Annotated in this window: 9 protein-coding genes; 5 read left to right on the plus strand and 4 right to left on the minus strand. The window is 40.2% G+C overall.

The window, feature by feature from the left end; translation table 11 throughout:
* Positions 1 to 70 precede the first annotated feature (70 nt).
* Together AVFI_RS19680 and AVFI_RS19685 are read left to right on the plus strand one after the other, a co-directional pair.
* Positions 71 to 1183, plus strand: coding sequence for an efflux RND transporter periplasmic adaptor subunit (locus AVFI_RS19680; RefSeq protein ID WP_054775517.1), 1113 nt, complete (start codon positions 71 to 73; stop codon positions 1181 to 1183).
* Between the two features lie 3 nt (positions 1184 to 1186).
* Positions 1187 to 4237, plus strand: coding sequence for an efflux RND transporter permease subunit (locus AVFI_RS19685; protein WP_054775516.1), 3051 nt, complete (start codon positions 1187 to 1189; stop codon positions 4235 to 4237).
* A gap of 61 nt (positions 4238 to 4298) precedes the next feature.
* Here AVFI_RS19685 and galM read toward each other — a convergent pair whose 3' ends face one another.
* From galM to galE, 4 genes are all read right to left on the minus strand, one after another.
* On the minus strand, positions 4299 to 5360 hold the full coding sequence (galM, locus tag AVFI_RS19690) for a galactose-1-epimerase (RefSeq protein ID WP_054775515.1): 1062 nt from the start codon (positions 5358 to 5360) through the stop codon (positions 4299 to 4301).
* A 9-nt stretch (positions 5361 to 5369) separates the two neighbouring features.
* Positions 5370 to 6524, minus strand: a complete 1155-nt coding sequence (gene galK / locus AVFI_RS19695; protein ID WP_054775514.1) for a galactokinase — start codon at positions 6522 to 6524, stop codon at positions 5370 to 5372.
* A gap of 145 nt (positions 6525 to 6669) precedes the next feature.
* Positions 6670 to 7719, minus strand: coding sequence for a UDP-glucose--hexose-1-phosphate uridylyltransferase (locus AVFI_RS19700; RefSeq protein ID WP_012534637.1), 1050 nt, complete (start codon positions 7717 to 7719; stop codon positions 6670 to 6672).
* Positions 7720 to 7858: 139 nt separating this feature from the next.
* The gene (galE, locus tag AVFI_RS19705) at positions 7859 to 8869 is read right to left on the minus strand and encodes a UDP-glucose 4-epimerase GalE (RefSeq protein ID WP_054775513.1); all 1011 of its coding nucleotides are present in this window, start codon (positions 8867 to 8869) and stop codon (positions 7859 to 7861) included.
* 285 nt (positions 8870 to 9154) lie between these two features.
* Here galE and AVFI_RS19710 point away from each other — a divergent pair, with 285 nt between their 5' ends.
* The 3 genes from AVFI_RS19710 to AVFI_RS19720 all read left to right on the plus strand — a co-directional run bounded on the left by AVFI_RS19710 (position 9155) and on the right by AVFI_RS19720 (position 13569).
* Positions 9155 to 10786 (plus strand): sodium/sugar symporter, encoded by a 1632-nt coding sequence (locus AVFI_RS19710; RefSeq protein WP_005422351.1) that lies wholly within the window; start codon positions 9155 to 9157, stop codon positions 10784 to 10786.
* A 140-nt stretch (positions 10787 to 10926) separates the two neighbouring features.
* Complete coding sequence (locus AVFI_RS19715; protein ID WP_188863487.1) at positions 10927 to 12786, plus strand: putative nucleotidyltransferase substrate binding domain-containing protein; 1860 nt, start codon at positions 10927 to 10929, stop codon at positions 12784 to 12786.
* Between the two features lie 3 nt (positions 12787 to 12789).
* Positions 12790 to 13569, plus strand: a complete 780-nt coding sequence (locus tag AVFI_RS19720) for a 3'-5' exonuclease (protein WP_054775512.1) — start codon at positions 12790 to 12792, stop codon at positions 13567 to 13569.
* The last annotated feature ends 29 nt before the right edge of the window (positions 13570 to 13598 follow it).

Consider the following 13598-nt stretch of genomic DNA (forward strand, 5'->3'; position numbering starts at 1 on the left):
TTACTTTGTAACTGTAAAACTCTTTCAATCAATTTATTGGATTAATCGCTCTTTCATGAGGACTGAGTAAATGCGTTCTACCACTTCTACATTAATGTTAATTAAAAAAACGGCCATCGCAGTAAGTCTTGCTGTTGGCTCCATGGTAATTTCTGGTTGTGACACTAATGAAGTAGCTAAAGAGATCTCACAACCAACAATTAGACCAGCACTGACTGAGATAGTATCTCCTAGTGCTAATGCACAACTGCGTTTTAATGGCGTAGTTCGCTCTGCACAACGCGCAGATTTAGCGTTTAGAATGAGCGGTCGTGTGATCAATGTGTTGGTTGAAGAAGGTCAACAAGTTAAAAAAGGACAACTATTAGCTCAACTTGATCCTCGTGATGCACAAACAGCACTAGAATCTGCTCGTGTTGAATACAAAAACAGTAAAGCTGAATACACTCGTGGCAAAGCCATTTATGAAAAAAGCCAAGCGATAGCAAAAAGTGATTTAGATACCTTAACCACTCGTTATCAACTAGCTAAAAACCGTTTAGATGAAGCACAACGCCAGCTTGAATATACGCAGTTACATGCACCATTTGATGGTGTAATTGGCAAAAAAATGATTGATAATCACATTCAAATTCAAGCCAATAGCCCAGTATTAACGGTTCATAATGTTGATGATTTAGAAGTACTCATCAATATTCCTGACAGCGTAATGTTAGGGAATTTAAAAGGCTCGAAAGCACTGGCCCAAATCAGTGCACTTCGTAATGAAACCTTCCCTCTTGTGCTAAGCACTTATGGAACGCAAGCGGATCCAATCACGCAAACTTATCTTGTGGTTCTTAAATTTGAAGATCTGCGTGGTTTTAATGTACTTCCAGGGATGACGGTGAAAGTCGTACCGGTTTATTCAGATGAACAAGATCAAGCGTCATTACTCATCACTGTGCCACTAACAGCGGTTGTACCGGATAATCAAGGCGGACAATTTGTATGGGTGGTAACTCAAGAGAATAAAGTTCAAAAGCGTGCTATTAACGCAGGTACTTTAGTCTCCAATCGAATTGTTATTAACGATGGTTTGCATACTGGTGAGCGTATTATTATTGCAGGTGCTTCTAGCTTAAAAGAAGACATGGAAGTGAGAGCATATACTGACACGCTTTCTTCGCAGGTTGAGGAATAACGTATGGATATCGCTCGTTACACCATAGCTAAACGTACCTCGGTATGGGTGCTTATTGCGTTAATTTTATTTGGTGGCTATTTAAGCTACTTAAAACTTGGACGATTTGAAGATCCTGAATTTGTGATTCGCCAAGCGGTGATTAATACTCCTTATTCAGGTGCAACAGCACAAGAAGTCTCAGATGAAGTCACTGATATCATTGAAGGTGCGGTTCAATCTCTTCAAGAAGTGAAAGAAATAAAATCTGTATCGAAACAAGGCATGTCTGAAGTAACAGTTGAGATCAAACTTGAATTTGCAGGCAGTCAAGCCGCACTGCAACAAGTATGGGATAAGCTGCGCCGAAAAGTGGGTGATGCACAACGCATGTTACCTCCGGGAGCGGGCTCATCCATCGTTAATGATGATTTCTCAGATGTTTATGCCCTATTCTTCGCAGTGACTGGTGATGGGTTTAGTGATAAACAGCTGCAAGATTATGTTGATGATCTCCGACGAGAACTGGTATTGGTTCCCGGTGTAGCAAAAACAGCCACGTTAGGTGAACGCCAAGAGACCATTTTTATTGAAATGTCTGGCGAGCGTATGGCTAAGTTTGGCGTGTCAGCAGAAAAAGTGTATCAAGTATTGCAAAAGCAGAACATGGTAACGGTTGCAGGAAGTATTGAGACCGATTCAATGCGTATCCCTGTTATTCCAAGCTCAAATGTGAACTCGTTTAATGATCTCATTAATCTGCAAATCAATCTTGGAGATAACAATGCAGTACTTCGCTTAGGTGATATTGCAACGGTAACTCGTGGGTATCAAGAACCGCAAAGTATGATGGTTCGCTATAATGGTCAACGAGCGGTAGGGTTTGGTATCTCAAATGTCGCAGGTGGCAACGTGGTTGATATGGGTGATGCCGTAAAAGCACGTATTGCTGAATTAGAAAACCAGCGTCCTTTAGGTATTGAGCTAAATGTTATTTCAATGCAATCAGATTCGGTTCGAGCTTCGGTTACTAACTTTATTGATAACTTGATTGCTGCGGTTGTGATCGTATTTATTGTTCTTCTTCTCTTTATGGGCGTTCGCTCAGGGATCATTATCGGCTTTGTATTGCTATTAACTGTTGCTGGTACGTTATGCATCATGCTAATTGAAGACATTGCGATGCAACGCATTTCATTAGGTGCCTTAATCATCGCATTAGGGATGTTAGTGGATAACGCCATTGTAGTAACTGATGGTATTTTAGTTCGCTTACAAACAACGCCAAACGATAGTCGAGATGAAATCGTATCTGATGTGGTTAATGCGACAAAATGGCCTCTACTTGGCGGTACGGTTGTAGGTATCTGTGCATTCAGTGCAATTGGTTTATCACCATCTGATATGGGTGAATATGCAGGTTCGCTATTTTGGGTAATTCTTTACTCCATGCTACTAAGCTGGGTATTTGCCGTTACCATTACGCCGATGCTGTGTTATGACTTTTTGAAAGTAAAACCGGTAGACACACAAGCCCCCGTTGGCCGTATAAGCCGTTGGTATCGTCAATTATTAACTTGGGTAATCAAACACCGGGTAATTAGCCTTAGCCTATTATTAATGGTCTTATTTACTTCTATTTATGGGGCAAAATACATTCCACCAGGTTTTATGCCTGAATCTCAACGCGCACAATTTGTGGTTGATGTGTATTTACCTCAAGGCTCAGACATAAAACGTACAGAGCAAACTATTGCCAGTATTGAGCACGACATAAAACAAAAAGCAGGCATTACTAACATCACCAGTTTTGTTGGTGGCGGTGGTCTACGCTTTATGCTGACTTATTCACCAGAGGCGCGTAATCCAAGTTACGGTCAATTATTAATTGATATTGATGATTACCAAAACATTGCGCCATTATTGGGAGAATTACAAAGTGAGCTTGATGAAAAATACACAGATGCATCAATCAAAGTATGGAAATTCATGCTGGGTCGTGGGGGCGGTAAAAAAATTGAAGCTGGCTTTAAAGGTCCAGACAGTGCCGTACTTCGTCAATTAGCGGAACAAGCAAAAACCATCATGCTAAATGATCCACAATTGATTGCAGTTCAAGATGATTGGCGTCAACAAGTACCCGTGCTACGTCCTCGTTATTCAGAAGAAAAAGCACAACAATTTGGCTTAACAACACAAGAAATTAACCAGGCCATTGCACAGACCTTATCTGGACGTAATGTCGGTGTTTACCGTGAAGGTAATGATCTTATCCCGATTGTGGCACGTTCACCAGAAACAGAACGAAGCCACCAACGTGCAATTGAAAACACAGAAGTATACAGCCATGCTGTTGGCGGTTTTATTTCTGTTAGCCAATTAGTTGAATCCACTGATGTGGTTTGGGAAGATGCGATTTTGCGCCGTATTGATAGAATGCCAACGATTCTGGTGCAAGCGGACCCCGCTCCAGGCGTATTAACCGCTGATGCATTTAATCAAGTTCGTCAAAAAATCGAAGCGATCGAGCTGCCATCAGGTTATGAGTTAATTTGGTATGGTGAATATAAAGCGTCTAAAGATGCGAATGAAGGATTAGTGATTTCAGCACCTTATGGTTTTGCTGCAATGATCTTATCGGTTATTTTCATGTTTAATGCGCTACGTCAGCCATTAGTCATTTGGCTAACAGCACCACTTGCTATCATTGGAGTTACGGTTGGATTGATCATATTCCAAACCCCATTTGAGTTTATGGCGATATTAGGTTTCTTAAGCTTAATTGGTATGATGGTGAAGAATGCCATTGTATTAGTAGACCAAGCCGATGCTGAAATTAGAGAAGGTAAGCTGCCATATAATGCTATTATCGACGCCTCTTTAAGTCGTGCTCGACCAGTATTACTTGGCGCATTGACCACTATCTTAGGGGTTGCACCATTGCTAATTGACCCATTCTTCAAGAGTATGGCTGTAACCATTATGTTTGGTTTATTATTTGCAACAATCCTGACGTTAATCGTTATTCCATTGTTCTATGCAATGTTCTTCAGAATCAAAGCAATTGATGCGTAATACCAGTAATAAAAAGTACTAAATCAAAAGGAGCGAATAATCGCTCCTTTTTTCTATCTAATTAAACAATAAATTGATAGCAAGTTTGATGTTGATACGTTTCATCTGGTTGCAAAATGGCACTTGGGTGATCCCATTCTGGGTGATTTAACGCATCAGGTAGGAATTGAGTCTCTAATGCAATACCAGAATAATCCTGATACACCCCTCCTACTCGATTTGGTGTGCCAGCTAACCAATTTCCAGTATACAGCTGCATTGCAGGCTTAGTGGTAAATACATGCATGGTGACTAAACTGTCTGGAGAGGTTAAACTCGCAGCGCTATCTCCCTTAGAACACGCTTTATCAAGAACAAAAGAGTGATCGTACCCTTTGGCTTTTTCTTGGTCTTTATCGAGCATGAAATCTTGCGAAATCACTTTAGGTGAAGTGAAATCAAAATTCGTGTTTTTAACTCGTTTCCATTGCCCTTTAGGAATACCAAACTCTGTCGTTGGTACAAACTCTTGCGAATTAACACTTAAGATATGATCTATCCCTAAGTGTTCACTGTCCGCCCCGAGTAAATTAAAATAAGCATGATTAGTTAAGTTAATCGGCGTTGTCTTATTCGTTTTTGCTTTGTAGCTAATGGCTACTTCATTATCATTGGTAAGTTGATATTTTACGGTAACATCGAGATCACCGGGAAAACCTTGATCCCCATCTGATGATACCAAACCAAATTCAACACTGTTTTCTGTTACTTCTACCACGTTCCAACGACGTTTATTAAACCCTTCAGGCCCACCGTGTAAGGTGTTTCCTGCTTGATTGGTTTCAACTTGATGTTTAATACCATCAATTTTAAATTGGCCATTTGCGATACGATTTGCATAGCGGCCGACAGTGACCCCCATATAACTTTGTTGTTCTAAAAAATCAGCCATGGTTGACTGCCCTAACAACACTTCACGTAATTGACCTTTAACCGGCACTTTGCAACTTAACCACGTTGCGCCAATATCCATAAATACGGCACGCATTCCATGTTGATTTTTCAGTTCGAATAACTGAGCAAGGCGACCATCGCTGGCCGCCTCCTGAGTCATGGTTTCGAACAATGTTGATTGTTCTGTCATCTTTATTCCTTATAAAACCAGACCGGCACCATTGGTTGCTTGGCAAACATAAATGGATTCTTTTAAGCCTGTTTTCGCTTCATATAATTCTTTAACGGCCGCTTTCACTTCATCCACTAACATTGGTGGAACTAAGGCAACAATACAGCCACCAAAACCACCACCTGTCATGCGTACGCCACCTTCTGCGCCAATCACGTTTTTAACGATATCAACCAAGGTGTCAACTTCGCTAACCGTGATTTCAAAATCATCACGCATTGAGGCATGAGATTCGGCCATTAAAACCGCCATGCGTTTCATGTCTCCTGACGCTAACACTTTTGCCGCTTCTTCGGTACGATCATTTTCTGTAATCACGTGGCGCGCACGTTTTGCAACCATTTCATCCAATTCATGTGCTTTTGCGTTAAATTCTTCGATAGTCACATCACGCAATGCTTTCACACCAAAGATACGAGCCGCTTCTTCACACTGTTCACGGCGAGTGTTGTATTCAGAATCCACTAATCCACGTTTTTTATTTGAGTTAATAATAACCACTGACATATCTTCAGGCATTGATACCGCTGTGGTTTCTAATGAACGGCAATCTAATAACATTGCGTGGTTTTCGTTGCCTTCTGCTGAGATCATTTGGTCCATAATGCCGCAGTTACAACCAACAAATTCGTTCTCTGCTTGCTGACCATTGAGTGCGATTTCTGCTTGGCTGATGTCTAGGTTATACAGTTCTTTAAACGTCTGACCAATAACCACTTCTAGCGCCGCCGATGAACTAAGACCAGCACCTTGTGGTACGTTACCCGATACCGAAATATCCGCACCTTTAAACTCATAACCACGGCCAATTAAACATTTCACTACGCCACGAATGTAATTCGACCACATTTTGTTTTCTTGGAATGTGATCTCTTGGGTAATATCAAACTCGTCGGTTTCATTACCGTAATCTACCGATACGACACGAACGATATTGTCATCACGCTTTGCAGCAGCGACAACCGTTTGGTAATTGATCGCACAAGGCAATACGAAACCGTCATTGTAATCAGTGTGTTCACCAATTAAGTTCACACGGCCCGGCGCTTGAACGATGTGCGTTGGAGCGTAAGAAAGTACTGAGTTGAATGCGTCTTTTACGTTTTTAATTAGGTTTGTCATAGTCTTGTTCTCAAAATTTTGTAGGGAATTTTATTTTTAGGTTTTAGGTCGGTCGCAAGCTCCCTTGCAGGTTTCAGGGTGACCTTCGTTAGATACCATAGTCACAACAAATACCCCTGAATCCTTTAGCGAAGCGTCCTTGTCCCTAATCCTTATAATGCACATCGCTCACATCACGCAGTTTTTGCGCGGCTTGCTCGGCGGTTAAATCTCGTTGGCTTTCGGCTAACATTTCGTAGCCCACCATGAATTTACGAACCGATGCAGAACGAAGCAGTGGCGGATAAAACAGTGCGTGTAATTGCCAATGTTCAATATCAGTGCCCTCTTCAAAGAAAGGCGCATAATGCCAACCCATTGAGTATGGGAATGAGCACTGGAACAAGTTGTCGTAACGACTGGTTAGCTTTTTGATTGCTAATGCCAAATCATCACGTTGCTCGTCCGTTAATTCACTCATACGACGAATGTGTGTTTTTGGTAGTAGCATGGTTTCAAACGGCCATGCAGCCCAATAAGGGACAACAGCAATCCAATGTTCTGTTTCTACTACCGTACGTTCGCCATCTTTTAGTTCTGATTCAACATAATCAACCAACAAGTTTGAACCGTGTTCTTGGTAATACTCTTTAAGATGTTTTTCTTTGCGCTCAATCTCATTAGGTAAGAAGCTGTTTGCCCAGATTTGACCGTGTGGATGCGGTTGAGAACACCCCATTGTCTCGCCTTTGTTCTCAAACGCTTGAACCCAAACGTACTCTTTTCCTAACTCTTCAATTTGATCATTCCAGGTGTCAATCACATTACGAATTTGACCAACTGGCAGCTCTGGTAAGGTTTTGCTGTGATCAGGTGAAAAACAGATAACACGACTTAATCCACGAACCCCTTGTGTTTTAAACAGCGGATTAGACGATTGCGGCGCTTCAGGTGAATCCGTCATCAGTGCAGCAAAGTCATTACCAAATACGTAAGTGCCTTTATAATCTGGGTTAGTATCACCTGAGATACGATCATTGGTTGGGCACAAGAAACAGCCTTTGTCGTATTGTGGTAACTCAGCCGTTGATGGCTTTTCATCTTGACCACTCCATGGACGTTTCGCACGATGTGGTGATACTAAAATCCACTGACCCGTTAAAGGGTTATAACGGCGATGCGGATGATCTACTGGGTTAAACTCAACATTTGACATAATTTTTATACTCAATTCTTTTTAATAAAATACAGATGAACCCAGATACTTATATTTGTCGCTCTAACCATGCTCTTCTCTGAACTCTGCCAAGGAGCTTGCGACTGATCTGAATTCTGAACTCTTAATCTTTTAGATCTCAATAACCCTTTGGATTATTCGACTGCCAGCGCCATGTATCCGCGCTCATTTCCATTACATTGCGAGTCGCTTTCCAGCCCAATTCTTTCTCTGCTTTTTCAGTGCTTGCCCAACATTCAGCAATATCACCCGCACGACGTGGACACAAGGTATAAGGAACTGGCTTACCTGAAGCTTCTGCAAACGCCTCAACCATTTCTAAAACACTTGAGCCTTTACCTGTACCTAAGTTGTAAATATGAAGGCCTGATTTTTCACCCACCGCTTTTAATGCGGCAATGTGCCCATCCGCTAAATCCATCACATGAATGTAATCACGAACGCCGGTGCCATCTGGTGTTGGGTAATCATTACCAAATACAGACAGTGATTCACGACGGCCAACAGCAACTTGTGCGATAAATGGCATTAAATTATTTGGGATACCTTGAGGATCTTCGCCCATAGTGCCAGATGGATGTGCGCCTACTGGGTTGAAATAGCGAAGTAAGGTAATGCTCCAATCGTTCTCTGCATCAAACAGATCAGAGAAACACTCTTCAACCATGTATTTACTGCGACCATAAGGATTGGTTGTCGCCCCTGTTGGTGAGTTTTCAGTAATAGGAACAATAGCAGGATCGCCATAGACGGTTGCTGATGAGCTAAATACGATGCTTTTTACATTCGCTTTTCGCATTGAACGAGCTAACACCAATGACCCATTTACGTTGTTGTCGTAATACTCTAGAGGTTTAGCAACAGACTCACCGACAGCTTTTAATCCCGCAAAGTGGATCACAGATGAAATAGAATGCTCAGCAAAAATACTATCTAGAAAGGCTTCATCACGAATGTCTCCCTGATAAAAGACAGGACGAATTTGAGTTAACGCTTCGATACGATCAAGCACTGCGACTTTGCTGTTTTCCAAGTTATCTAAAATGATTGGTTCAATACCTGCTTCAATCATTTGAATACATGTGTGGCTACCGATATAACCCATTCCGCCTGTTACTAATACTTTCATGATTAACTCTTCCTGCTAGATTTTAGTAAAGTTTACCAGTGCCTTTAAAATAATATCGTGATCAGTTTCAAAAAATGTAAACGTTTACATAAAAGCAAAAAAACCACATAAATACAACTAATAAAATCAGCAAACCACAATATAACCAAACAAAAACAGCAACTTAAAAAATAACAAAGAAAATAATACCATTTGTAACATTTTGTGACAGCTATCACCACCATGAAAATTGTAAACGTTTACAATCCAACTTCAAATCAAAACAATAAGTGGTAGGTTAATACAATGTCTCATGTAGAAAATGGATTAGGTATTGTCGACATCATCGTTTTTGCTCTCTATGTAGCAATCATTATTGGCGTTGGCCTCTGGGTATCCAGAGATAAAAAAGGCTCTCAAAAAAGTACAGAAGATTATTTCCTCGCAGGGAAATCGCTACCTTGGTGGGCAGTTGGTTCATCGTTAATCGCCGCTAATATTTCAGCGGAACAATTTATTGGAATGTCAGGCTCTGGCTTTTCTATAGGTTTAGCGATTGCTTCCTATGAATGGATGGCAGCACTAACCTTAATCATTGTTGGTAAGTATTTCTTGCCTATTTTTATCGATAAAGGCATCTACACGATTCCAGAATTTGTAGAAAAACGCTTTAACAAAAACTTAAAAACCATTTTGGCGGTATTTTGGATTTGCTTGTATGTCTTTGTAAACCTAACCTCAGTTCTATACTTAGGCGGCCTTGCACTGCAAACGATCCTTGGTATTCCACTCATGTATTCTATTATTGGCTTAGCATTATTTGCATTGGCCTACTCTATTTACGGTGGGTTATCAGCGGTTGTTTGGACTGACGTAATTCAAGTATTCTTCTTGATCCTTGGTGGTCTATTAACCACTTACATGGCTGTTGATTTCATCGGTGGTACTGACGGTTGGTTTAGTGGTTTATCAAAAATGGCGACAGCCGCACCAGGCCACTTTGAAATGATTTTAGATCAAAGTAATCCTCAATATATGAACTTACCAGGTATTGCCGTTCTTATTGGTGGTCTATGGGTTGCAAACCTATATTACTGGGGCTTTAACCAGTACATTATCCAACGAACATTAGCGGCTAAATCTATTGCGGAAGCTCAAAAAGGGATTATTTTCGCTGCTTTCTTAAAATTACTCGTGCCATTCCTAGTCGTCGTTCCGGGGATCGCAGCTTACGTAATTACCACTTCTCCAGAGCTAATGTCGCAACTTGGAAGTATTGCAACGTCCAACGTTCCTACGCTTGCTCATGCAGATAAAGCTTATCCATGGCTAACACAATTCTTACCTGTTGGATTTAAAGGTATTGTATTTGCCGCATTAGCCGCAGCAATTGTGTCGTCATTAGCTTCAATGCTGAACTCAACAGCTACCATATTCACAATGGATATCTACAAAGAATTTGTTGGTAAAAAAGCAGGCGATCACAAGCTTGTAAATGTGGGTCGTATTTCAGCTATCGTGGCTTTAGTTGTCGCTTGTTTAATCGCTCCAATGCTAAGTAATCTTGGTCAAGCATTCCAATATATTCAAGAATACACAGGTTTAGTAAGCCCAGGTATCTTGGCGGTATTCTTACTAGGTCTATTCTGGAAAAAAACCAACAGTAAAGGTGCCGTTATTGGTGTAATAGTATCAATCCCATTTGCACTGTTCTTAAAATTTATGCCATTAAACATGCCGTTTATGGATCAAATGCTATACACACTTCTGTTTACTATGGCAGTGATTGCATTCACGAGTCTAAGTTACTCAGATCATGATGATGATCCTAAAGCTATCGCATTAGACTCTTCCATGTTTGCGACAGAACGTAATTTTAATATTGCCGCTTACGTTGTTGTGATTATTCTTGCAGTGCTGTACTCAGTATTCTGGTAATCTTCTCTAGCCTCATCCAATGATGGGGCTATTCATATTAATTATCAGTTGGTTGCAATTAATATGAATAGCCTGCAATGTTTATTAGGCATAACCTCATTATCAATCAAAATAGACCGTAATAAGAAGGTATGAACAATATGAATAATGAACTCCTCCCGAATATTGTTTCCTTCTTACAAACAATACCTCCTTTTGATTTACTGCCACAAACAGCACTCAATGATATTGCTCAAACTGTCGATATCTTATTACTTGGTCCTGAAGAAACCATCTCTCATGAAGATAACGCCACCCATCTCTATATTATTCGTACAGGTGTAGTACAACAGAATAATCTTGATGGAACATTGCGTGCCAAACTAGGCTCTGAAGATATCTTTGGTTTTAACCTACAGCAAAATGACTCAGAGTTTGGCTATTCCATTTTTGCTATAGAGAATACGCTTCTTTATCGCTTTGATTACACCTCATTAATGGCAACTGTAGAGGCTTATCCTCAAGTTGCTTCATCTCTTGCTTTAAGTTTAAAAACGCGTTTGCGTGCACAGGATAGTAAACAAGACAACCAACAGCATGCGCATCAAAACTACCTTCGCCCTAACAGTGATATTGCGGATTCAACCATAGCGATTGCCTCTCCCATGGATACCATTCAAGCAGTTGCTCATCAAATGCGTAATGTCGTTGGCGTTTCGTGTGCTTTTATTGTCGATGAAAACAAACGTCTAATTGGGATGATCACCGATAAGGACATGACGAAACGTGTGGTTGCTCAAGCAAAAAATGTTCATGACCCTATCTCCTCGATCATGACTCAAGAAATTCATACCGTATATGAAGATGACTTGGTGATGTCAGCTGTTCAATTGATGATGAAGCATAATATTCAAAATATTCCTGTGCTTAACCATCAAAAGCAGGTCACAGGCTTCATCACCCCACAACATTTAATTCAAAATGACAGTGTTCAATCTATTTTTTTACTGGATAAAATTCGTCACGCTGATTCCATCTCGACATTAATTGATTTATCCAAACACAGAAGAACTGTGTTTCAGGGAATGATGGAGAGCAATTCATCGCCAAGTATTATTGGGCAAGTATTGAGTATGATTTATGATGCATTTACGTATCGGTTAATCGAACTTGCCATTGAACAATTCGGTCAGCCACCTTGTAAATTTACATGGATCGTCGCGGGCTCTCATGCTCGAAATGAAGTTCATTTAGCATCAGATCAAGACAATGCCATTATCCTTGCAGATGATGCGACAGAATCCGACAGAATCTATTTTAATCATTTCTCGATGTACGTGTGTAAAGCACTCTCAGAATTAGATTACACCTTATGCAAAGGTCGCTTTATGGCAGCTACACCGAAATGGTGCCAAAAAGCAGAGATCTGGCAAGAATACTACCGCAAATGGAGTAATAACCCTGAATACGAATTATTACTTAATCTCAATGTATTTTTAGAAATTCGTCCAATTTATGGTGATGAAGCACTCTTTGAATCGGTTGATTCCTGCCGCCATGAACTGGTAAGCAATAATATGCAGTTAACCGTAGCTCTGGTACGTAATGCATTAAGAACTCGCCCACCACTGGGCATCTTTAAACATTTGGTATTAGAAAAAGATGGTAACAATAATAAAGTGTTGAACATCAAAAAAGCCGCCATTTCTTGTATGGTTGATTTCATCCGTATTTATTCACTACTGCAAGAAGGTACTGCATTAAATACCACAGAGCGCATGGAATTTTTACACCAAGTTGGTGTTCTTAACGATTCAACATATCAAGATCTCAATGAAACTTATCATTATGCAAATCGCTTGCGTTTCCAACACCAATTAAAAGCAATTCAAAATGACACTCCCATTGATAGTCAACTACAGCCTGATTTATTTGGTAGCTTTGAACGTCAGCATTTAAAAGATGCGTTTCGTATCGTTTCAAACTTTCAAGAATTAATGAAAATGAAATTTGGTGTCTAGCACATGCCTGATAAATCATTAACGAACAAAAATATCATCGCTCATATGATGGAACTATTCTCCAATCGTCATCCATTGCATCGCCTAGAAGAGCAGAGACAAGCATTAATCGAACAAAACTTAGAGTTACCTAATTATTTAGCCCGTTTTCTTAAAGCACCTTACCCAAGTCCTAAAGAAAACAGTAATGATATGGCGTTCACTGTAGTGGATTTTGAAACCTCAGGGCTAAATCCGAAAACCGATCATATCGTGAGCATTGGTTGGGTTCATATTATTAATGGCGTAATAAAACTCAATAGTGCCCAGCACCATATCATTAATGAGCCAATCTCAATAAATGCAGAAAATGAACGTGAAGAAAGAGATCATACTGCCCGTTCATTGCATCACATTTTACCTGAGCAACAAAAAATGGGTATTTCACTCGAAGAGGCAATGGAGTGTTTCTTTTCGAATTTACCTAGCAATATTCTTGTTGTTCATGGAGCAACCATTGAGCAGCGGTTTTTAGAGCAATTTTTCCTTTCTCTGCAATTGCCAAATTTGCCTATAATTTGGTTAGATACCCTTAGAATTGAACAAAATACGATTCAACAAAACCGTTATCAAAGAGATTTCCGTTTATTTTCTCTCAGACGTCAATACAAGTTACCAGACTACCCCGCTCATCACGCTTTAGTCGATGCTATTTCAACTGCTGAGCTTTTTTTAGCTCAAAAAAAACGTCTATTTAATCAAGCGATTGCCCCAATAGGCTTCCTATATCAAAAATCCCAATAACAACTAGAGTAAAAATTTAGTAAAAACCA

This window comes from Aliivibrio fischeri ATCC 7744 = JCM 18803 = DSM 507 (assembly GCF_023983475.1).
GTDB classification, from domain to species: Bacteria; Pseudomonadota; Gammaproteobacteria; order Enterobacterales; family Vibrionaceae; genus Aliivibrio; species Aliivibrio fischeri.